16 protein-coding genes and 1 pseudogene are annotated in these 23677 nt (G+C 46.9%); 13 read left to right on the top strand and 4 right to left on the bottom strand.

What is annotated here, in order from left to right:
- Window positions 1-35: 35 nt before the first annotated feature.
- The 7 genes and pseudogenes from MWG26_RS17290 to MWG26_RS23060 form a co-directional block, all read left to right on the top strand.
- Window positions 36-3863, top strand: coding sequence for an efflux RND transporter permease subunit (locus MWG26_RS17290; protein ID WP_025656472.1), 3828 nt, complete (start codon window positions 36-38; stop codon window positions 3861-3863).
- On the top strand, window positions 3860-4420 hold the full coding sequence (locus MWG26_RS17285) for an HD domain-containing protein (RefSeq protein WP_025656473.1): 561 nt from the start codon (window positions 3860-3862) through the stop codon (window positions 4418-4420). The genes MWG26_RS17290 and MWG26_RS17285 overlap by 4 nt, the downstream gene beginning before the upstream one ends.
- Window positions 4356-5471, top strand: coding sequence for an asparaginase (locus MWG26_RS17280; protein WP_276519063.1), 1116 nt, complete (start codon window positions 4356-4358; stop codon window positions 5469-5471). The genes MWG26_RS17285 and MWG26_RS17280 overlap by 65 nt, the downstream gene beginning before the upstream one ends.
- A gap of 15 nt (window positions 5472-5486) precedes the next feature.
- Window positions 5487-6272: a ParA family protein gene (locus tag MWG26_RS17275; protein ID WP_025656475.1), complete on the top strand. Its 786-nt coding sequence runs from the start codon at window positions 5487-5489 to the stop codon at window positions 6270-6272.
- Window positions 6273-6327: 55 nt separating this feature from the next.
- Window positions 6328-7287, top strand: coding sequence for an AraC family transcriptional regulator (locus MWG26_RS17270; protein ID WP_025656476.1), 960 nt, complete (start codon window positions 6328-6330; stop codon window positions 7285-7287).
- 47 nt (window positions 7288-7334) lie between these two features.
- The gene (locus MWG26_RS17265; protein ID WP_240285816.1) at window positions 7335-8321 is read left to right on the top strand and encodes a PHP domain-containing protein; all 987 of its coding nucleotides are present in this window, start codon (window positions 7335-7337) and stop codon (window positions 8319-8321) included.
- A pseudogene (locus tag MWG26_RS23060) lies at window positions 8287-8394 on the top strand (type II toxin-antitoxin system YoeB family toxin); the annotation flags it as partial. The gene MWG26_RS17265 and the pseudogene MWG26_RS23060, both read left to right, overlap by 35 nt.
- A 141-nt stretch (window positions 8395-8535) precedes the next feature.
- On the opposite strand, the gene MWG26_RS17255 reads toward MWG26_RS23060, so the two are convergent.
- The 4 genes from MWG26_RS17255 to MWG26_RS17240 form a co-directional block, all read right to left on the bottom strand.
- Window positions 8536-9279 carry a YczE/YyaS/YitT family protein gene (locus MWG26_RS17255; RefSeq protein WP_025656478.1) on the bottom strand — a complete coding sequence of 248 codons (744 nt, stop codon included), beginning with the start codon at window positions 9277-9279 and terminating at the stop codon, window positions 8536-8538.
- Window positions 9273-9944 (bottom strand): Crp/Fnr family transcriptional regulator, encoded by a 672-nt coding sequence (locus MWG26_RS17250; protein ID WP_025656479.1) that lies wholly within the window; start codon window positions 9942-9944, stop codon window positions 9273-9275. The genes MWG26_RS17255 and MWG26_RS17250 overlap by 7 nt, the downstream gene beginning before the upstream one ends.
- A 327-nt stretch (window positions 9945-10271) precedes the next feature.
- Window positions 10272-12704, bottom strand: a complete 2433-nt coding sequence (locus tag MWG26_RS17245) for a pyruvate formate lyase family protein (protein WP_025656480.1) — start codon at window positions 12702-12704, stop codon at window positions 10272-10274.
- Between the two features lie 100 nt (window positions 12705-12804).
- Window positions 12805-13716 carry a glycyl-radical enzyme activating protein gene (locus MWG26_RS17240; protein ID WP_025656481.1) on the bottom strand — a complete coding sequence of 304 codons (912 nt, stop codon included), beginning with the start codon at window positions 13714-13716 and terminating at the stop codon, window positions 12805-12807.
- 372 nt (window positions 13717-14088) lie between these two features.
- Here MWG26_RS17240 and MWG26_RS17235 point away from each other — a divergent pair, with 372 nt between their 5' ends.
- From MWG26_RS17235 to MWG26_RS17210, 6 genes are all read left to right on the top strand, one after another.
- Entirely contained in the window at window positions 14089-15420 is a 1332-nt protein-coding gene (locus MWG26_RS17235) for an ABC transporter substrate-binding protein (RefSeq protein ID WP_025656482.1), read from the top strand.
- 134 nt (window positions 15421-15554) lie between these two features.
- A complete protein-coding gene (locus tag MWG26_RS17230; protein ID WP_117440870.1) occupies window positions 15555-16427 on the top strand; it encodes a carbohydrate ABC transporter permease in 873 nt (290 codons plus the stop codon).
- Window positions 16427-17260, top strand: coding sequence for a carbohydrate ABC transporter permease (locus MWG26_RS17225; RefSeq protein ID WP_025656484.1), 834 nt, complete (start codon window positions 16427-16429; stop codon window positions 17258-17260). The genes MWG26_RS17230 and MWG26_RS17225 overlap by 1 nt, the downstream gene beginning before the upstream one ends.
- A 128-nt stretch (window positions 17261-17388) precedes the next feature.
- The gene (locus MWG26_RS17220; RefSeq protein ID WP_025656485.1) at window positions 17389-19194 is read left to right on the top strand and encodes a cache domain-containing sensor histidine kinase; all 1806 of its coding nucleotides are present in this window, start codon (window positions 17389-17391) and stop codon (window positions 19192-19194) included.
- Window positions 19195-19267: 73 nt separating this feature from the next.
- Window positions 19268-20794, top strand: coding sequence for a response regulator transcription factor (locus MWG26_RS17215; RefSeq protein ID WP_025656486.1), 1527 nt, complete (start codon window positions 19268-19270; stop codon window positions 20792-20794).
- 204 nt (window positions 20795-20998) lie between these two features.
- On the top strand, window positions 20999-23455 hold the full coding sequence (locus MWG26_RS17210) for a glycosyl hydrolase family 95 catalytic domain-containing protein (RefSeq protein WP_025656488.1): 2457 nt from the start codon (window positions 20999-21001) through the stop codon (window positions 23453-23455).
- Window positions 23456-23677 lie beyond the last annotated feature (222 nt).

The raw sequence follows: 23677 nt of genomic DNA, 5'->3' as shown, positions 1-23677 counted from the left end.
GAAGCATAAAGCGAAAAAGAGAAAGAGGTAGACATATGTTATCCAAGTTCAGTGTGAAGAAACCGTACACCGTTGTAGTAGCCGTGGTACTGATATTAATTCTGGGGTTTGTATCCTTTGATAAAATGACAGTGGACCTGCTGCCGGATATGAATCTCCCCTACGCGGTCGTCATGACTACGTACGCAGGAGCAAGCCCGGAGGAAGTGGAAACTACCGTGACAAAACCGGTAGAGCAGGCAATGGCAACCATCAGCAATATCAAAACCGTCAGTTCTTCATCAAGAGAAAATGCATCCACAGTCATGCTGGAGTTTGAGCAGACCGCCAATATGGATTCTGCCACCATTGAGATGCGGGAGAGTCTGGATCAGATCAGTTCATACTGGCCGGATACGGTAGGCAACCCGATCATCATGAAGCTGAATCCGACCATGATGCCTGTCATGATTCCCGCAATCAGCGTAGACGGCAAAGAGCCGGCGGAGAGCACGAAGATCATAGAGGAAGAGGTACTCCCTGAGATTGAGAGTCTGGAGGGCGTGGCCTCGGTAAATGCGTTCGGAGATATCGAGGAGACCATCCGGATCACGGTAAAGGAAGACAAGGTCAGCAGCGTGGACGGCTCCGTGCAGAATCAGCTGGACAATAAGTTCAATGAAGCTTCGGACGCACTGAACGAGGCAAAGACCCAGGTGGAGAACGGCAAGGCACAGCTGGAGTCAGGCAAGAGCCAGGCAGCGGGGCAGATGGCCGATGCAGAGGCGCAGCTCGCACAGAGCGATGCGGAACTGACCCAGGGGCAGATGGAGGTCAATGAGAAACTCAGCGAGATCCAGCTGGCAGAGGCTGCGCTGGAGCAGTCTGTGGCACAGATCGATGCCAGCGAGCAGGCGCTGCTGCAGCAGAAGCAGGAACTGGAAGATCTGAACGGGCAGCGAGCGGAGATAGAATCCCAATACCAACAGGTTGAACAGGCAATTAAAGAGAGTGGTGAGACCCCGGAGCTGCTGATAGCAAAGGGGACGCTGACCGCACAGCTGGCTGTTTTAGAGCGTTTCGATGAATCTATGGCTGCGATTGAGCAGGGACTTGGGCAGGCGGCTCAGAGCAGGGAGACGATCACCCGGAAGCAGGCCGAGCTTGCGGAAGGAAAATCCATGCTGACACAGGTACAGGCACAGCTTAGCGAGGGAACCATCACGCTGGCGCAGGCGAGGGCCCAGCTCTCCGCGGCGCAGCTGGAGGCGGCCATGCAGATGAGCGAGGCATCTGCCCAGCTGGCAGTCGGCGAGGCAGAGTTAAAGAACAAAGAGGCGGAACTCAAGTCGGCCAAGGAGGAAGCAAAGGCAGCGGCAAACGTAAAATCTATGCTGACCGCCGAGACGATCCAGACCGTCCTGGCGGCTCAGAATTTCAATATGCCTGCCGGCTATGTAAATGAAGAAGGGATCGACTACTTAATCCGTGTGGGGGACAAGTTTGAGTCTATAGAAGAACTTAAAAATCTGGTTCTGGTGGACATGGAGGGGATCAATCCGATTAAATTGTCCGATATTGCAGAAGTAGAACGGATAGATAACGCAGATGAAACCTATGCCAAACTGAATGGAGAGAACGGGATTCTGCTGCAGGTGCAGAAGCAGACCGGATATTCCACAGGGGAAGTGACGGACCGGATTCTGGAACGTTTTGAACAGATTAAAAAAGAGAACAACGACATCCAGGTAGTTGTTCTGATGAACCAGGGAGTCTACATAGACATGGTAATCGGCTCCGTGCTGCAGAATCTGCTGTTTGGGGCAGTACTGGCCATTCTGATTCTGCTGCTGTTTTTAAAGGACATCCGTCCGACTTTTGTAATCGCATGCTCCATCCCGATCAGTATTCTGACGGCCATTGTCCTGATGTATTTCAGCGGAGTGACGATGAACGTCATTTCGCTGTCCGGTCTGGCGCTCGGTGTTGGAATGCTGGTAGACAATTCGATTGTCGTGATTGAAAATATTTACCGTATGCGCAATGAGGAACATGCATCGGCAAAGGAAGCGGCCATTCAGGGAGCCCGTCAGGTTGCCGGGGCTATCATGGCCTCCACGCTGACAACGGTATGCGTATTCCTGCCCATTGTATTTACGGAGGGAATTGCAAGACAGCTTTTTGTAGACATGGGACTGACGATCGCTTACTCGCTCCTCGCCAGCCTGATTGTGGCGCTTACACTTGTGCCAATGATGTCCGCGGGGCTGCTGAGAAAGACGGATCAAAAAGAATCCCGGTTCTTCGTACATCTGAAAGACATATATGAAAAGTTACTGCGGGGCGCGCTGCGCTTTAAACCCCTCGTACTGATCGGCGCCCTTGTTTTGTTTGTGGTGAGCGGTGTGCTTTCTCTTTCAAGGGGAACCGCGTTCATGCCTGCAATGCAGAGCACGGAGATCAGTATGTCAATCGAGACGCCGGACGGAACGCCGCTGCAGGATACGGCAGAGATTGCAGACCGTTTTACGGAGAAGCTCCGGAAAATCAAAGATATCGGTGATGTGGGCGGTATGGTCATGAGCGGCGGCATGATGGGCAGCGGCGGTACGGTGACGAATCAGGTGGAATTCTATGCACTGCTGAAAGAAAAACGGTCCATGTCAGACAACGCCATCCAGAAAGCCATAGAAAAGCTGGCCAGGGAAGAAAATGTTGAGCTTTCCCTGAGCATGTCCAATATGGATATGAGTTCTCTCGGTGCATCGGGGATATCCGTTCAGATAAAAGGGCGGGAATTGGATAAACTTCAGAAAATTGCAAAGGATATAGCAGGGATACTGGAAGGGGTCAAAGGAACGAAGAACGTGTCCGACGGAATGGAGGAGACCACAGAAGAACTGCGGGTGATCGTAGATAAGGACAAGGCAGTTTCCCATAATCTGACCGTTGCCCAGGTTTATCAGGAATTGGCTAAGAAACTGAAAGAACCGGCCTCCACAACAAAGCTGGATATGGATACGGCTTCGATCGGAATCGTAGTGGCGGATCAAAAGAATCAGGAGCTGACCCGCGATGAAATCCGGGATATGAAACTGGATGTAAAAAAACAGGACGGGTCAACAGAGCAGATTGCGTTGAAGGATATCGCATCTTTTGAGACCGGATATGGGCTTCAGTCCATTTCCAGAAGCGCTCAGAGCAGATATATCAATGTAACGGCAGAAGTAGACGAGGATGATAATATCGGATTGGTGAGCAGCCGTGTGGAAAAGGCGATGAAGTCTTATGATCTGCCGGATGGTTATACTGCAGAAATGCAGGGGGAGGATGAAACGATCCGGGAGACCATGGTGGAACTGCTTAAGATGCTGGCACTGGCAGTGGTGTTCATGTACTTGATCATGGTCGCACAGTTCCAGTCATTAAGGTCACCGTTTATCGTTATGTTTACAATTCCGCTTGCATTTACAGGCGGGCTGCTTGGGCTCTGGCTCACAGGAAGTCCGGTAAGTGTAATTGCTATGGTCGGATTTGTTATGTTATCTGGAATTATTGTCAATAATGGTATTGTGTTCATTGATTATACGAATCAGCTGATCTCCCAGGGGATGGATCAGAAGGAAGCGCTGGTGGAAGCCGGAAGGACAAGGCTGCGGCCGATTATCATGACGGCACTCACGACGATTCTGGGTCTGTCCACAATGGCAATTGGTTTTGGTTCCGGTGCAGATATGGTACAGCCGATGGCAGTGGTGACGATCGGCGGTCTTATATATGGAACTGCATTAACACTGTTTGTGGTACCGTGTATCTATGCCTTATTCCACAAAAAGGAAAAGGCAAGATTGCGGGAAGGCATCGAGGAGGAGCCGTTTGAATGATTGATGAAGCCATAGAATTTGCCTCAAAGGCGCATGAGGGGCAATTTCGGAAAGGGACAAGAAGACCTTATATTGTACATCCTGTGGAGGTGGCGGAGATTGTGGCCACGATGACTGCGGATGAAGAAATTATATGTGCCGCAGTCCTGCATGACACGATTGAGGACTGTAAAGAGGTGACGGAAGAGATCCTCAAACTGAGATTCGGGGAGCGCGTAGCGTCTATTGTGGCGCAGGAGAGCGAGGACAAGTCTCTGAGCTGGGAAGAGAGGAAGGGCGCCACGATCCAGCACCTTGGGATGGCTCCGCTGCCCGTGAAGATGATCGGATTGGCGGATAAGCTTTCCAACATGAGAGACATCGACAGGGATTACCCGGTGTTGGGGGATGAACTCTGGAAAAGGTTCCGTATGCAGAGTAAGGCGGCGATAGGCTGGTATTACAAGGGGATCAGGGACGCCCTGAAGGCAGAGTTCGAAGGCTCGGAAGCCTATGAAGAATACTGCACTCTGGTGGAGAAGAATTTCGGCAGCGAGCCGGCTTCGCTGGAGTGGTAATAGAATTGGGGGCTATGGATTGAAACGGATTTTAATGCTGGGGACGGGCGGCACCATTGCGTGCAAACATACGGAGGGCGGACTGACGCCTGCGATAACGCCTGAGGAACTGGTCGGGTTTATTCCGGATGTAAAGGATGTATGCGAAGTGTATACGCATCAGGTATGCAATGTGGACAGCACCAATGTAACCCCTGCACACTGGAAAATGATGAGCCGGGCGGTAGAAGATCATTATAAAGATTATGACGGGTTTGTGATATGCCATGGAACGGATACGCTGGCTTACACTGCGGCTGCACTGTCGTACATGATCCAGAATTCCGAAAAGCCGGTTGTAATAACCGGGGCGCAGAAACCGATTGACGAGGAAAATACGGATGCCAGAAACAATCTTCTGGATAGTTTTATCTATGCAGCAGATGAGGGCTCGAGAGATGTTAATATCGTTTTTGATGGAAAAGTGATCGTAGGAACCAGAGCCAAAAAGGAACGGGCAAAGAGCTACAATGCTTTTTCCAGCATTAACTTTCCATATCCCGCAGTGATCCGGGAACAGGAAGTGATCCGTTATATACCGCCGTTGGAATATCATGGAGGGGTAAAGTTCTATCATGAGATGGAGGACAGTATCTATGTGCTGAAGCTGATCCCCGGTATAGATCCGGAGATTCTGGACTGTCTGTTTGGCCGGTATCGGTGTATCGTAATCGAAAGCTTCGGCGTTGGCGGCATACCGGAGTACCTGGTGGATAAATTTTACAAAGTAATGAGGGACTGCGGGAAGCAGGGGAAGCTGGCCATTGTTGCAACACAGGTTGTAAAAGAGGGCAGCGATATGATGGTGTATGAAGTAGGGAAAAAAGTGAAACAGGATCTGGACCTGCTGGAGACCTATGACATGACCCTGGAGGCGACCATCACGAAGGCCATGTGGCTCATGGCGAGGCAGGATATGAGTTATGAGGATATGAAATCAGAGTTTTACAGAACCGTAAACTATGATATACTGTGCTACAGAAAGAGGCAGGATTCGGTTTCGGGCCGATGATACGGAGGCGCAAAGATGGGAAAGACAAAAGTGATATGTTTTGCAAATAACAAGGGGGGCAGCGGAAAATCCACGACCTGTTCCAATGTGGGGTATGGGCTCACCCAACTGGGAAAGAAGGTGCTGCTGATCGATGGGGATATGCAGCTGAACCTGTCACTTTCCCTGTTTGATGAGGAACAGGTCCTGGAATTTGCCCAGGGGGAAAAGAATTTGTACGAGGGGATCAGGCGGCAGGATGATCTGTCCAGCTATATCGTGCATTCTCCCTATGAAGGACTGGATCTTATTCCGTCTTCTACGCTGATGAGTTCCATTGAGTATGAACTGTTTACAAAGTGGCAGAGAGAGTATATCCTGAGAAAATGCCTGGTGTCTGTCAGAGACTCTGACGTGTACGACTATATTCTGATCGATGCGCCGCCGACACTGGGCGGCTGGGTGATGAATATACTCTGTGCTTCTGACCGGGTAATCATTCCGGTGGAATCAACACCGTGGGGGCTCTTCGGACTCGGCAATATGTTTGAATTTCTGGAAGAGGTAAAGCAGATAGCCCCGGATCTGCAGCTGGGCGGCATTGTGATTACAAAGGTTGATACAAGGAAAAATTATTTTAAGCAAACGCTGGAGACACTCAGGGAACTGGAACAGGTAAAGGTTTTTGATACATATATCCGTGTGGACAGCGCTATCGAGTGGTCACAGGATAATAATGCGCCGATCATGGCTTACAAGAAAAGCAGCAGGAGCGCCGCAGAATACATGGAACTGGCAGCAGAGATTGCAGAACAGCAATAGGAGTACGGCAAAAAGAGTACAGAAGCCAGCGTACAGAAATGGAAAAGGTGAGTGCATGCATCCGGAATTGATCAGAGAATTGTCTGTGATCACGGAAGAAGAACAGATGATATTGGACGGAAGAGAGGGAATCGACCAGCACCTTTATACGGAGAAGAAGGAACTGATCGTGGACTGTGAGAAGCTTTTGAAAAAGGGGAAGCTGATCCAGGTCAGGCCGCACACCCGTTTTGTAAATTTTCCAAAACACAGACATAATTATGTGGAAGTGATCTATATGTGCCAGGGGACTACCACGCATATTGTGGATGGAAACCGGGTGGTTCTTGAGCAGGGAGACCTGCTGTTCCTCAACCAGAACGCAGTGCAGGAGATACTGCCGGCGGGAAAAGAAGACATTGCAGTTAATTTTATCATTCTTCCTGAATTTTTTAATATGGCTTTTTCCATGATGGAAGAAGAGGACAATATGCTGAAGGAGTTTCTGGTGGGGACGCTCTGTGGTAAAAATGAGAAAACCTCTTATTTGTATTTTCATGTGGCGGACGTGCTTCCTATCCAGAATCTGGTGGAGAACATGGTGTGGACCATTTTCTATGACCTGTCAAATAAACGCAGCTGTAACCAAATTACCATGGGACTGTTATTTCTTCAGCTTCTGAATTACATGGATAAGATGGAGACGGGCAGCAGGCAGTTTGACAGGGAACTGACCGGAGTTGTGCTGAACTATGTGGAGGAGCACTACCGGAACGGAACACTGTCTGAGCTGGCGGAAATGCTTGGTTACGATGTGTATTGGCTGAGCCGGGAGATCAAGAGGCGTACAGGCAGAAACTATAAAGAACTTCTGCAGGCGCGGCGCATGAGCCAGGCCGCCTACCTGCTGTCCAGTACGACACTGCCGGTTGCTGATATTATAGAGTCTGTGGGCTATGACAATACCAGTTATTTTTACCGGAAATTTAAGGAAAAGTACGGTATGAGCCCTAAGGAATACCGTGAAAGACTTTAGGCGGGGATGAAGGTCCCTGCTTTTCTTAATGGTAAAAAGCTATTTTTATGAAAGAAAATATTTATGGTAAGAAAGGAAAAGAAGCCGCTATGGAAAAATGTAATTATGCCTGCGATCTTCATACTCATACGACACGTTCAGATGGAGCAGATACTCCGCCGGAGGTGATCCGCCGCGCGGCCGCCCTGGGAGTACGGGTGCTGGCCCTGACAGACCACGATGCCGTTCCGGAGCAGAGATATATGGATGAGGACGGGAATCTGGTTGATCTTCTGGAACTCGCAGAGACATCTGGAGTGAAGCTGCTGCTGGGTACCGAGATATCCTGCGAGACAGATGTGGAGGACGTGCATATAGTCTGCCTCGGCTGCAGATGGGAGGATGCATGGTTTGCAGAGCTTGAACGGGAGCTTTCCAGATCCAGAAGTGAGGGATATCAGTTACTCCTGGAACGTCTCCAGGAGGATGGGATGCATATTACCTGGGAGGAAGTTCTCGACAACGGAGGGCATCCGGTGAGTGAGGAACATGTCCTGAAGAAGATGATATTTGAACAGATGGCAAGGAAAGGCTATGCAAAGGATTGGAAGCAGGCTAAGCTTATGGTAAGAAATACGCCGGGATACCAGATCAAGAGGAAGAAACCGGATCCTGCTGCATTGATCCGGGAGGTGCACCGTGCGGGTGGGATTGCGATATTGGCACATCCACTGCTCATTGCGGAACAGCCCCAAACAGACGGAACAATCATGACAAGGAAAGCGTATATCGACCGGCTCGTAGAGGCAGGACTGGATGGAATTGAGGCCTGTTATACCTATGACAAGACCAGCTATGAGGGCACGCTGACCAAGTGCGAGGCGGAGTCTTATATCCGGGAGAATTATGCGGATCGGGTAGCCATTATGTCGGGCGGATCGGATTACCATGCGGATCAGAAAAAAGGGGCGGTGCATCCGAGGGAACTTGGAGAATGCGGGGTTACGGAGGAGTATTTTTATGGCAACCCGCTGCTGGCTGCGTTATTACAATGAAGGCATTGGGAAACCAGAGACATTAACAGTAAATTTGACGGGATTTAGGAGCAGGCGTATTAATGACAAAGACAGGCTAATATATAAGATTGATGAAGAAAATGTATACATATTAGCCTGCAGCAATCATTATGCTGATAAAGATTCAGCTATTTTAAAACAGGAAATGAATCTGCCGGGCATTTTACAGTGGAAAAACCAACGGCTGTATTCTTTATTTGCCGGCAGCCACAGCTCTTGCCTCAATTTTATCATCACCTTTATGAAGCCAGTCGGTAAGCGGTTTCCCAAAGGGTTTGGACAAAAGTTTTACAAGCTGCCCGATGGCGATGGCTGCAATGACCGTTCCTTCACGTACGACGACTCCGTCGCCGGTAAAGGAGTTCAGGCCGCCTAAAAATGCAATCTGCAGGATGAGGGCGATCACAACCATAGAAGTGTCTGCGATAGACTTACAGTTTCCAAAGGGTTTACCCGTAACCGTTGCTATGGCCCCGGCAAAGCCTTCCGCCGGCATAGGCGGCCACTGGGGACGCAAGTAAATAAAAACACCGAGGGCGCTAATGACCAGGCTGACTAGCAGATACACAAGCTGCATGGGGTAATTCTGAGGGCGCGGGAAGTTGAGCAGCAGATGGCCGAAGGCATTTGGGTCAGTACCAGTAAAATCTACCAGCCAACTGAAAATGAAGGTGACGATAATACCCAGTGCGTTAGTTACCTTGAAGCGTTTACGCAGGATAATGAGCTGTAGTACAACTAACAGTATATAGATAATCATTGTTGTAACACCAAGGGTAAATCCCCAGATCTGTTCACATGCCCGAGGAATGGAACTTACCGGAGTGATCCCTAGATTTGACATTTTGGAAAAATTAATGCCAATAGAGATTAGAAACAAGCCAAATACATAACATACAAATTGTTTTACTAAATTAACCGGTTTGGATTTTAACATACCGGATCCTCCTTTTTATTTTCATTCATAAATAAATACACATTACCCGCGATGTCCTTTAAGCCGTCCTTGTCTAAAATATTAATTTGCTTTCCGGATTTTTCAATCAACCCTTCATCGCAAAAATTCTTAATACAATAGAAAAACTGCCGCTTGCTGATATTCGTCTGCAGACAGATACTCTCAGCTTTTTCTTCAATATTAGTTCCGTCTTTCGCCAGTTTTAAAAGCCAGTAGGCCAGTACCTCATTAGAAGGGAACAGCATGCGGAGCATCGCCAGCTTGTACATTTCGTACACGCGGTCCGATGTCTTCAAATAGAAATACAGGGAAAAGTTCTTATCACTTAACAGCTCCTTTTTGCAGGGTGTCAGCCTCAGCAGCTTACAGTCTGTGGCTGTTCGGACGCCGCAGTTAAAATTCATGTTGCGCATTTGTGAGAACTTTCCGATAAATTCTCCGGGCCCTAATGAATCAACTAAGAATTCCCGTCCGTTAAAGTCCACAGTAAAGCACGAAACTTTACCCTCTAATATATAATACAGTTCGATATCCTTCTGCTCCTCTAAAGGAATAAAAACAACCTTCTTTTTTAACTCAACAACCGTCAGCTTTTCCAAAATATGCCTGGGTATAATTTCCTCTAATATATTCCCCGTACTCATACTTAAACCTCACTCTCATACAAGTATAAAAACGAACCCTCATGAAGTCCTGCAAAGCTATCTGTTTTTCGGGCCATTTCTAACTCGATTACAAATAATAGTTTCACTTTAGGAAAATGGAGTTCATTTTCCATTACATCTATGTCCCTCACAAACTTATGCAACCAATATTTGCAGCTCGCTGTAAACCCGCCCCACGGGGCATGAATTACGGGGTGCCCTTTGGGTATATCATATTTGCAAGGGAACTGTATACTTATATTTTACACCAACAGCCAGACTTTTCGAAGCCCAGCTGTTGATTTTTCGGTTTATATAAGTTGCATCCTATAAGGAGAATTCCTGTTCTGAGCGAAGAATCAATTCATCGTGAATTGTATCGGTAAGGTCTGTCCAGTACGCACTGTAACCTGCCACACGAACGATAAGATCCGTGTATTTTTCCGGATGCTGTTTGGCGTCCTTCATAATTTCGTTGCTGATCACATTAAACTGGATGTGCTTACCGCCTAGGTCATGTAAGTAAGTTCGAATCAGAGCATGCAGTTGTTCACGGCCCTCCTTAGTCTTTAGAGACTCAGGAGTAAACCTCATATTGAACAGCACACCATATAACTCTGTGTGGTCTACGCGGCCCGCTGATGCAATTACAGCCGCAGGGCCTTCGCAATCTGTTCCCTGTCTGGGCGATACTGCACCATCTGACATGGCTTCCCATGCGCAGCGCCCATCCGGGAGGGCTCCTGTCTTAGCTCCTGTTCCAGCATGGAAGCCAAGGGAATGAGGAGCAACCTCAAAGTGGTGTCCATATGCAGAAGGAATTTGATACCATACATTTTCAATGATTCTGTAACCCTCATCTACAAGGTCATCAACTTCAGCGATATCATTGCCATATTTAGGAAGGTCAGATAATTTTGCATGAAGCTCTTCATAACCTTCCCAGTTTGCATCAATAGCTGCCATCAGTTCTTCTTTGCTGCAGATAGGATCCTCACAGAAGATATAATTTTTAAGAACATAAGCCACATTGCCGAAGTCCTGGACACCTACCGGAACGATATACTGTGTATTATCATTATGAACCGCGCCGCCCAGGCTGGTTACCTTCCCACGTTTGATACAGTCATCTGTAAATGCAGACATCATAATATCCGGGAAGGACTCTATATGCTGGATACGGCATTGACGGTTACTGTTTGCAGAGTAATCCCCCCAGTACGCCCACTGTGCCTTGTATGCTTCAATAAACTCTTCATATGTCTCCATCTGAAAGAAATCACCTGTCTTGGGCCCGAGCTGCTTATTCATGCGGACATCATAACCGTTACGGAGTGCATATTCAAGCATCTTACCGCAGTTGATTACAATTGGCCATACAGAGCTAGTCTTACCGGGAACCCCATGAAGAACACATCCGCCGACGGCATAATCCCGGGCTTCCTGTACAGTGTATCCACGGCTGAGCAGATACTGAATACTGTTATCATCACCCATAAATGCAGGGAAGCCCATGCCAAGTGCCACAATTTCCAGCGCACGTTCCATGAATTTTCTGTCAATGTTTGCATGGTAGCGGACGGAAAGGGTTGGATGCGGTGTATGGACGCGCTCAGCAGCATCAAGCCACAGATAAGATAAACGGTTTGTTGCGTCCCGTCCTGTGATTGGATCAACACCACCAAGGATACAATTATGGAAATGTGACTCTGAACTTAAGTTTGGAGTCATGAGATCCGGCCAGAACTGACGCTTGCCCATGACCTTGCAGCGGAAGCACTCGAGAAGCTGTGTGGCATATTCTTCATCGATGTAGCCTGTTTCAATATCTGATTTAAAGCAGGGAAATAAGAACTGATCAACACGGCCAAACCCCATTCCATATGTACGTGTATCATAGAAGATCATCAGGATCCCAAAGTAGAATGACTGAAGAGCTTCCTGGAATGTTTCTGCCGGATACTCCGGAACCCGCATGCATACCCTTGCAATTTCCTCGAGCTCAGCCTTACGCATCGGGTCTTTCTCCGCTGCCGCTTTTTCAGAAGCAAGTGCTGCATAGCGATGTGCATATTCAATGCCTCCTTCCAGCATTAACTTAAGCCCAAGCCAGAACTCGTGTGCACGGTAATCCTCATCTGTTAAGATCACGAGTTTTTCAAGCTGCTCGTCAATATCTGCAATCAGGCCTCTAACGCCCTTTGATACGATTCTTGAAATATCCGGAACATGCCATGCCTTTTCAGCATAGACCTCTGAAAGGAAGTTGCAGACCCATGCGCCCTGTTCACCGACACTCTCTGCAAAAGCGACCTCTTCTTCACCAAGATACTTGTACCACATTTCTTTGCCGCCCACATTTTGGAACTTATGGGCGATATCTTTTGCCTGTTGTGCCTGTTCAGGGCTTTCGAATGCGAAGAACTTTCCGCTTCCCTTCCATCCATATTTATCGGCATAATCACTGACCCATGTTGCAGCTAGATCCGGGAACCACTCAGGCCCCATTGGTTTCGCACTGAAATCACCAACTAACAGCTGCTCATCATCAATATAAATAGGGATTTCTTTCAGTATTTTTGCAATGGAATATCCACGTTTACGATAAAATGAATAACCGGCGTATTCTTCATAAGCGTCTGCAAGAAGCTGGGCGCGTGCCATGGACATTGTCTGTGTATAGCGCAGAGGATTTAATCTTTCCCAAATAGTTTCACCACGAGTTTTTCCATGATATTGCTTATAGGTAACTTTTGTCATTTTATTTCCACCTTTCTCATATTAAACATTAATATCTATATTCTTACCTGACCGTGGGCCCTTTCGGTCAGGTAAATAGAAACAGAATGGAATCGCGTGTTTAAATAGATTCACGTATTGCATTTAATTCGGCCAGATATTCCTCAGACTGACGTTTGTTTTTCGGACAGATTCCCGGCATATCAAGACGTTCATATTTGTCTTCGCCAAGATTGTTATATCCTAAAAGTTCATGGTATTCTGCCGGGCTAAGTCCAAGCTCATTCCTAATGAAATGAGCAATAGCTGCAACGGACTCCAGAGAATCGTTGAAGCCGGGTATCAATGGTGTACGGAATTGCAGTTTTTTCCCCATCTTTACAAGGCGTTTCGCATTATCCAGGATTCTTTCGTTTGATACTTTCGTACCCATTATATGTTTTTCCTTGTCCATATGTTTTAGATCATACATGATAAAATCACAATGTTCTGCAATCGCCCGTACCGTTTCCCAGGGAAAAGCCCCTTCCATTTCTACGGCAGTACGAATGCCTTCATCATGAGCGGCCTTTAAAAGATTAATTGTAAATTCCGGCTGCATTTCACAGGCTCCGCCTGATATTGTCATGCCGCCTCCGGAATTACAAAATAAGTTGTAATCTCTCCTGACCTTATGGATGACCTGTTTCACGGTCATGGGCTCTCCTTCTACTGAGCGGACATTGTTAAAACATGCGCTGACACATCGTCCGCATACAGTACATAGTGAGCGGTTCGTTGCCACAGCACCATCTGCAAAATAGTTTGCTTTCTGCGGACAGGCCTGCACACATCGACCACAGCCCGTGCACCGGTCCTTTTTGATCATCAGCACTGGTTTGAGACTCTGCGACTCCGGATTCTGACACCAATAACAGCGAAGAGGACATCCCTTTAAGAAAACGGTTGTACGAACCCCGGGGCCGTCATGTGTAGAATATCTCTGAATGTTAAAGACCTGTCCGACGAGTTCTGCGTTATATACTGTACTCATTTCACACCTCCTTTCTTGAAAATTTTATTACTATTCTTTTTGCGTAATTATGCTGTTTAGAGTTAAAATACGGATGCAATTGATTCGTATATATCTAAGGATTACAAATTACTTCTGGTGAAAGTGCCCTATCTGTTTCCTGATATTAGGTGTATTCTATAAGATTTAAACAAAAATATGAAGTGCAAACTGCGTTGTTTTGCGTTTTTTTACATTTTTAGTTAATTGTTCAATATTGTTAATCCTGTCGTTCATTTAATTCCATTTACTTCTTTAAAGCCGAAAGTTAAAATAAACCTAACACAAACGAAAGTTCCGCGGAAGGTGCATGTAGATCGTTACAACAGAATTATTGATAAGGAGGAAGGAGAAATGAAGAGAAAGTTAATGAAAGCTGCCGGAATGCTTATGGCAGTGTCCCTTTTAACCGCAGGCTGCGGTTCTTCGGCCGGCAATTCTTCGGATGAGGGAAAAGAGAGCGGTGGGAATAAGAAGGCAGAAAGCGTCACCCTAACCGTGGAGGCAAGCCAGGAGATCGTAAATAATATCCCATATGCTTTCAGCGAAGAAAATATAGCGGCCTTTGAGGAACAATATCCGGAGATCAAGGTAGAGCTGGTGCTGAACCCAGATGCGCAGAACACGTCGATCATTCAGACAAAGCTGGCCTCAGGACAGCCGTCGGATTTAATTTGCTACAACAAAGTTTCCGCAGAGAACGAACTGGAAGTTGCGAAAAACTGTGTTGATTTATCAGACGAGCCGTTTGTGGAGAACCTTGCAGACAAAGAAATCCTGACGGCACCGGACGGGAAGATTTATGGGTTTGCATTTGCAGTGAAGACCGGCGGCATGGGTGTTGTATATAATAAAGATCTGTTTGAGGAGAAAGGGGTGGAAATTCCGAAGACATATGAGGAATTTCTGGCAGTCTGCGAAAATTTAAAAGCACAGGGAGTCACTCCGTTTTACGGTCCATTTAAAGATGTGTGGACATTCCAGATGTGGACAACTTCTACCTGGGGTTATTATGCAGCAAAATCAGAGCCGGATCTGTGGGACCGTTTGAATGCAAACGAGATTGGCTGGGATGAGGTGCCCGCATTCAGGGAGAGCCTGGAGAAGGCATATGATCTGTATAAAGACGGATATATGCAGAGCACGGTACTTTCCGACGATTACAACAGCATACCGGCGGCAATGAGCAGCGGCGATTATGCCATGACAGTGGGCTCAAATACCACGGTAAGAGATTTACTGAATGCTTATCCGGATATTCAGTTTGATATGTTCCCCTATCCTGTATATGAGGGGGAGGACGAATATCTTACCATCAGCCAGCTGGATGCGGAGTTCTTTATTCCGAAAGATGCAAAGCATATCGAGGAGGCCAGGAAGTTTCTGAATTTCATGGCACAGCCTGAGCAATGCGATACTGCTCAGAAGGCAGCCTCTTTTGTTCCGAACGTAAAAGGCGCTAAGGAACCGGAATTCGATGAGTTTGAGGGGCGTTTATACGAAGAATATAATAAGACGGGTAAGACGGTGTTGGAAATGAATGCCTATATGAAGGTTGACTTAAACGACCTCTGGGTATATTTCCAGGATATGTTTGCGGGAGCGAAAACACCGGAGGAGGTACTTTCTTCCTGGGATACTACTTTTGAAGAACTGATGAAGTCAAAAGGAATAGAAAACTTCTAAACAGAAATAACGAAAATTAGGCACCGGACAGTCCGGAAGGAGCGTATGAAAGGCGGGCTTCTGTCAGACTGGGCGGTGCTTTTCTTTTGAATCTTCTTCGAGATAATCATGATAGAAAGGCAAGGTGCATCACAATGCGACGGACCAGACACTTATATACATATCTGCTAATCCTGCCGGCACTGCTGATATTTGGAATCTTTTTTGTGGTACCCAGCATCTATGGAATATATTATTCCTTGACAGACTGGACGATAGGGAAGGATACCATCAGCTTTGTGGGGCTTGAGAATTATAAGACGATTTTTCAAAGCGGTGAATTGAAACATGCTATATATAATACCTTCGTATACGCCATTATTGTGGTGATCGGGAAAAATGTCAATGGGCTTCTGCTGGCGCTGGCGGTAAATACAAAGACAAAACTGCGAGGGTATTTCCGGGTAATTTTCTTTCTGCCATGCGTGATTTCTACGATCATCATCGGGCTTGTGTTTGTGCCCATTTTACATCCTAACGGAATCCTGAATGAATTTCTGGGGCATGTGGGCCTTCAGGCCCTGCAGCAGAAATGGCTGGTAGATACCAGGATCGTAATGGTATCCATAGCGGGGGTATCAATCTGGCAATGGAGCGGGTATCATATGGTTGTTTATCTCGCCGGCCTGCAGGCTGTACCGGCATCTTATTATGAGGCGGCGAAGATTGACGGGGCCAGCGCCCTGCAGCGTTTTACGAATATTACGTTTCCGATGCTGGCCCCTGCATTTAATATTAATATGCTGTTAAGCTTGATTGGCGGGCTGAAGGTGTTCAGTGAACCATATGCACTTACGAACGGGGGTCCCGGAAATGCGTCTCAGGCAATTGCACTGGAAGTGTTCTCTAAGTTTGGAAGAGGTCAATGGGGGCTCGGCACCGCACTGAACGTTACGCTGGCGGTTTTCGTTTCTATTATCTGCATTCCGGTATTGTATAAGATGAGGAAGAGGGAGGTGGAGGAATAATGTATGGCAGAAAAAAAGAGAAAGTAACAAAGGTACTTCTGCAGATCGTGCTGATTCTGATCTCTTTGGTTATTGTGATTCCGCTTCTGATTATGCTGCTGGGGGCTTTTAAGAATTCGGCAGAAGTGACGGCGTTTGATCTGACACTTCCGGAGCAATGGCTGGTGGATAATTTTAAAACTGTCTTTGAACAGGGAAAATTATTGCTGGCATTTAAGAACAGTATTCTGATTACCATAGCCTCCACCGTGATCACGATATTCACAAGTTCTCTGGCATCCTTTATCCTTGCCCGGCGAAAGACCAGGTTCTCGAGATTCCTGTATTATTTTTTCTTTATCGGCACGATTATCCCGATGCAGATTATGCCTACGATTCGTTTATTTACGGTTCTGGATATCTATGGCGGTTATCTGAATGTTATCATTTTATACACGGCGATCAACATACCCTTCAGCTGTTTTCTTTATACCGGATTTATACGGGGGATTCCAGGGGTGTTGGATGAATCCGCATTTATCGAGGGGGCATCCACATTGCAGACGTATTTCTACATCATCCTTCCGCTCCTGAAATCATGTAATATCACCGTACTGATTCTTCTGTTCACAGGAATATGGAATGAAATTAATATACCGCTTTACTTCTTAAACGACCCGGCAAAGAGGACGCTGCCCCTTTCTGTGTACCAGTTTTTCGGAATGTATGGAGGCAGTAACTGGAATCTGGTGTTTGCAGACCTGACGCTGGCGGCGCTGCCGGTGATCCTGCTGTTTTTGTTTATGCAGAAGCAATTTATCAGCGGCCTGACAGAAGGCGCGGTAAAAGGATGAGGTTTGACGTTACTATGCTCGGCCTATAGGCCGAGCATAGTAACGGGTTGTAACAGTGCAGTCCTGTCTGAACTGTTACAACGGTTTGACTTTTTACTGTTATTTGGGATAATAAAGGAGGAACAGCCATGCAGATCAGGAGGAGCGGAACCCATATGAATTTTAAGTTCAGGACTAAACTATATGTCGTTTTTTCTATTATTATTTTATTTGCAGCGGCATCTTTCAGCCTGTTTATCCGTATGCACATCTTTAGACAGATGGAAGAGGAGTCAGCCTATAATGATATGCAGCTATGCATAAAAATATCCGAAAATGTCGACACCTATATCGAAAAAATGGATGATATCACAAAAAAGCTGATCTCAAATCCGGGTCTTCTGCAGATCATGCGGGAGGTGAAAAACAATCCCAAAGCATTGTCGGACTATGAGGAATTAAAGCGGAACAGAGAAATCGCAGCCATTGTCTCTAATGCGATTACGCTGACGTCTTTTCCTCATGTCAATGTATATCTTTACAGTCAGGATGGTTCTTATTCTTATGTATACAACCAGCACAAAAGCAATTTTAAATCCGCCCTTACAATGGAGGACAATGGGGAAAAGCTAGGTAAGAAGGAGCTTGTTATCTATGCGGATCATGACAGCGGCTCACAGGATGAACAGGGTGCAACGATATCATTTATCCGTGCGGTCTTTGATGTAAGCGCCAACAGATATGGTTATATTGAGGTGCAGTCAGATTATAAGAAGCTGGATGAAATCTGCAACATTAACCATATAGGCAATGTCCTTCTTTTGAATGATAAAGGCGATACCGTATATCCGTCCAGTTCCGTTTCTGAAGAAGAGAGCGGTTTATTCAAAAGAAATCTGGCGGAAAAGAATAAAAGCGGTGTCTTTAGCGTGGAGAACCATATGTACTTTTATGCCTCATCAGATTATTCGGGGATCACGACTTATATACAGTATCCAAAAGATACAATATATTCCTCAATGAAATTACTGCAGCATACTACGATCATCTTTTTTATATGCGTGACGGCTGCTGCAATTTTGATGGTAGTTGTATTTTCGCGGATGCTGGTAAAACCCCTCCAGGAACTGCGCAACAGCGTATTGAAGGTTACCTATGAGAATATGGGTCTGAATCTGGAGGATGTCTCTAATAATGAAATTATCGAGCTTAAAGATGCGTTCCAGAAGATACTGGATGATCTAAAATTAGCGGCTTTCAGAGAAATTGAGTCCAATAAGGCGGAGGCAGGGGCGAGGATTTCTGCCCTGCAGGCGCAGATTTCCCCACATTTTATCCATAATGTTCTGTATTCGATCAGCATCTCTGCAAGAGAAGGCCGCACGGAGGACGCACAGGCCATGTGCAAACAGCTTTCGGACATGCTGCGCTATACGGTGAACTCCAATGCGCATACGGTAACTCTTGGGGAGGAGATGCAATACATTACAAACTATCTTGCACTTCAGAAGCAGTACTATGAAGATTTTCTGCAATATCAGATTGAGGTGCAGGAGGAGGCACGTTCTATCCTGATCCCCAGGCTTTGTATCCTTCCATTTGTAGAAAACGCCATACAGCATGCTTTTGAGGGACAAAAACCGCCCTATCATATCTGTGTGACGGCAATCGCCAGGGACGGGAAATGGAAAGTTGAGGTCAGAGACAATGGGAGAGGATTTTCAAAGGATAAAATAAAAGAGATCGAAAACAGGATGAAAGAAGAAAGTCTGGTCATCAATTTGCAAGACAGCTCTGAGGGGGAACCAGGCATGGGAGGATTGGGGATTCTGAACACACTCCTTCGGCTGAGAATCTACTTTGCAGGAGATTTTGAATTCAGTATAAAGAATAATTCTCCGGAAGATGGCGCGGCAGTCTGTCTGGGCGGCAGGTTCATATTTGAGAATGAATAGTGTCAAATAAGTTATAAAAACGCAAACACTACAAAAGGGGTCTGACCCCTTTGCACTGGGGGAGGGATGAAACATGTATAAGTTTCTTGTTGCAGAGGACAGCAAAGTCATCTTAAGAGACATTGTCCATCTTATTAATGAAGCAGGCTATGATTCCGTTATTAAAACGGCATATGACGGAGAAGCTGCCGCCGAGCTTTTGAAAGACTTTGAGCCGGATATCATCTTTACGGATATCAAAATGCCGGTCATAGACGGGCTGACACTCATCCAGAAGGCCAAGGCGCTTTATCCGGGGGTGAAAAGCGTTATTATCAGTGGATATGCAGACTTTACCTTTACCCACGAGGCTCTGATGCTGCAGGTAGATGACTATATCATGAAGCCTGTGGATGCAGGGGAGTTTGCTGAGATTTTAAAGAAGCTGACCATGAAGGCGGACAGCAAAAAGGTACAGGAGGAAGAATCTGCCCTGCAAAAGATGATTCAGGAAGGCATTGGAACAGAGGAGAACGGATTCCCGGGACGTTACATGCTCTCTTTGGTACGGGTAGGGCTTTTTCAGCAGTATGCGGCGCCCTTGTCAAAGGAATTGGTCAAAGAAATTATGGCAGAGAATAAGGCGGGGCCGGATGTTCGGACAGCAAATACCAGGCTGAACAGTGAAAAAATCGTGATGTTTAATCTGGAAAGCAGTTCCCAAAAGAGGATCATGCTGTTAAATACGTTACTCTTGTCGGAACTGCGGAAGAAGTATACACGTGTCAATATTATCTGTTCGGGCTGCCTAACGGATATCACTCAGCTCCATATGCAGTATACCCATCTTTCTAACCGGCTGGGGAGGATGGTGATGCTGGAATGCAGCAAAGTCTTTGAGGATGAGAAATATATAGAGGTGAGAGAGCGGTATATCCGGCAGAAAGAGGAGATTGAAGTATTCCGCAGGAAAATAGAATGGATTCTGAAAAATAAGGCTGCAGATGATTATCGCAAAGAAATTCATAAGAATATTCTATCCTGGGAAGAAAAGCATTATACCGTCGCGGTACTGCGGAAATTCCTCCTGGCGCTGCTGGACGAAATGTTTGCGGCAGCAGGCGGGAACGGGGAACTGGCGGATGAGCCGGGTACGCTGGCGGATCAGATACTGAATGACTGCAGAAGGTACGGGGAGCTGGAAGAATGTCTGCAGGGGTACAGCGAATTTATGTCGGCCTCAAAAGAGGAAAAAAGCGGGGTGTCGATGGAAGCTGCGTATAAATTGACCGAATACATGCAGGCGAATCTGTATAAGAACTTATCTCTGCAGGAAATAGCGGATTATTTTGATATTTCGCCGTCCTATATCTGCAGGCTGTTTAAAGTATATTACAGCGATACTCCTATCAGTTATTATAACAGGCTCAAAATCAATGAAGCAAAACAGATGCTGGAGGAATACGAGAACATACGGGTGAAGGATATTGCAGAGTTGCTGGGGTTCAGTGACCAGTATTACTTCAGCAAAGTGTTTAAACAGCAGTATGGAGTCAGTCCAATTGTGTATAAGTCGCAAATGCAGAAAGATATTGCGGATGAAACGGGCGGGGGAAGATAAAGCCGGAGGCCGTCCGCAGAAGCGCGCCTTACCGCAGTGTGCCTATACGTTCAAAATATTCCCTCCCTCAGTCCATGATATTCCATTTACCATCAGCCCTGCGGGACGTATAATCTGCTCATACAAGTGCTCCGTCCGGCATCAGACGCCGGCAGGCACGAGAGGAAATTCTGAATCATATGAAGAGAGGATAAGGAGGATTTTATGAGCAGTTATGGTATGAAAGCAGTGGAATTTGCCCTGAAATATCCACCCATGGGAATTGAAAAAAGACGAGAGCTTCTCCCTTATAAAAGTGTGAGCAGCCTGTATCCGGCTAAGGCGGATGAAGATGTTCTGGTGACTGCAAACGGGAGGCAGAGAATTGATATTGTGGGGGATCCTTATCATGAGCGCGTAATCTACCGCCGTGAAAGGATCATGGATATGCGCTGGAAGGACACGCCCGAACCGCCGGATGTGGCTTATGCGATCCCGGAAGCGAGAAGTTTTCTGAAACAGGGGAAATTTGAAGAGGCTGCAAGGGTGATGGACGAAGCAACGAAAGCGGCGGGGTATGATCAGTGGATAGACAGCCGCCCCTTTGGCGTTGAATTTCCGCGCCTGCATCCGCGTCTCCATTCGGTTATTGAGCTGCTGACCGAAATCGAAGAAGGAAAGGAGCGCTGCGATTACCTGCGGTATCTTGATATGATGTCGGGAGAAGCAGTGGTGCGCATACAGGATGAAAAAGGAGGCATTCTCCGCAGGTCTTTTGTCTCCTTTGATAAAGAGGCAGTTGTGCAAAAAACAGAGCGCCTGAATAAAGAGCAGTTTGATATGAACATACGCTTTGTTGCACCGGGCGGGTACGATCTTCCTGACCATTTCGACCAGTTTGTGCTTGTCACCTATAACGATATGTATCAGATAGAAGGCAGCGATGTGGAAATCAAGACAACGCCCGAAAGCTGTACAGTATCATTGGCATATGACCCGCAGTTCGGTGAACGTGGGTACTGCTGCTGTTCTGTGATCCGCACGGATGGAAAGGTATCCTGCCGTGAGGGCGGTTATCTGCAGGTGGAGGGCGCAAAGGAGATCACCATTATTTCCCGAACTGTAAAATATGAAGAAGCATACCGCCATGCTCTGGCTGAAAAGGTGCTGGAGGAAGTGAACCAAATCCAGGATTCCTACGAAGATATGCTGGCAGCAAACCGGGCATATTTGGAGCCTTTGATGGAACGCTCCGTGATACGGCTTAAGGGGGACTGGGCTATGGCGGCAGAGGAATTGCTCAACGAACAGCACGGCGGGGGCGAGTTAAGTGCTATGATGCTGGAAAAGCTGTATGATATGGGACGTTTCTTTATGATAACGGACACCGGAGATGATCCGCCGTCCTTGTTCCAGCATAATATTAATACCAACCTGCAGGTCTGCTCCGGGAACATGACGGGGCTGCCTGAAATCATGGATACCTATTTCAAATTCTATGAGGACAAATTCGATGACTTCCGTCTGAATGCAGAGCGTTTTTACGGAGCGAGGGGCGTACTCGGAAATATTCACTGTGATTATAACTCAGGAAAGTTCTATCAGTTTTCGATTGTATATCCACATTACTGCTGGACCGCATGTCTGGGATGGATTTATAACGAGTTCTGGGGGCACTATCTGGTGACAGGAGACAAAGAATTCCTGCGTGAACGTATTGTCCCGGGCCTGAAGGAAATCGCATTATTTTATGAAGACTATCTCACTGATGTGGATGAAAATGGAAAGGTAATGTTCTATCCGAGTTATTCGCCGGAAGATCCTTCCATGAATGATTATCACGTGCCATTCCCGAAGGATGTCTATGCAATGAATGTGAATTCACTGATGGATGTGATGGTATGCAGAGAGGTACTGGATAACCTGATGGAGGCATGTGAGGTTCTTGGCCTGGACGAACCGGATCTTCCGAAATGGAAAGCGCTCAGGGGCAGACTGCCGGACTATCTGATGGATGAGGACGGGGCGATTAAGGAGTGGTCCTTCAAGTATTCAGGGGAAAACTATGATCACCGGCACGTTTCCCACCATTATGATATCTGGCCGGGGCGGGCTGTTTCACCGGAGAAAACGCCGGAGCTTGTAAAGCCGTTTATTCTTTCCAACCGGAAACGCGGGCATCAGGATGATTCTGCCCATGGCGTCATCCATCGGTATTTTACAGCGGTAAGGCTGGGCGATCTGCCGGATGCCATGCATAACCTTCGTACTCTGATGGAGCACGGCTACGTAACACGTACACTGAACACCGTGCATTATCCATACCGGGTATTCTGTCCGGACCTGCTGGGAGCTATGCCGGCAATTGTTCTGGAAATGCTGGTTTATTCCGATGAAGGCTTTATAAAGCTGCTGCCTGCAGTTCCGGGGGATTTAAGCAAAGGAAATCTGGAAGGAATGTGGCTTTATACATTTGCTAAGATTGAGAAGATGAGCTGGGATATGGAGGCCGGAAAAGCGGAGGTTGAAATATTTAGTATGGAAGACCAGGTGATTTATGTCTCCTTCCCGGTGGGCTACAAGGAGTTGCGGGTGAACGGGAAGCTTTATGATAAAGACGGAAACGGAGCTGATATAGAATTCAAAAAGAATACAGTGGTTCATTTAGAATATTTATTCTGAGTCAGGTTCACCGGGGCATTGAAACATGGGGTTCTCGAGGAATTTAAAGCTTAAGGAAAAGAGTGTCCCGGAGCCATGTGGTTCCGGGATCAAATTCTATATCCAAGGGCACACCGGAATTATACCCTGCGGGGCGGGTTTGCAGCAAGCTGCAAAATAATGTATACCCAAAGGGCGTCCCGTAATACATGCCCTTGCGGGGTGGGGTTGCAGCAAGCTGCA

It is taken from the genome of Faecalicatena contorta, assembly GCF_022835095.1.
In the GTDB taxonomy this organism is placed as follows: Bacteria; Bacillota; Clostridia; order Lachnospirales; family Lachnospiraceae; genus Faecalicatena; species Faecalicatena contorta.
The sequence above is the reverse complement of the archived record's forward strand: the minus strand, read 5'-3'. Positions and strand labels throughout refer to the sequence as shown.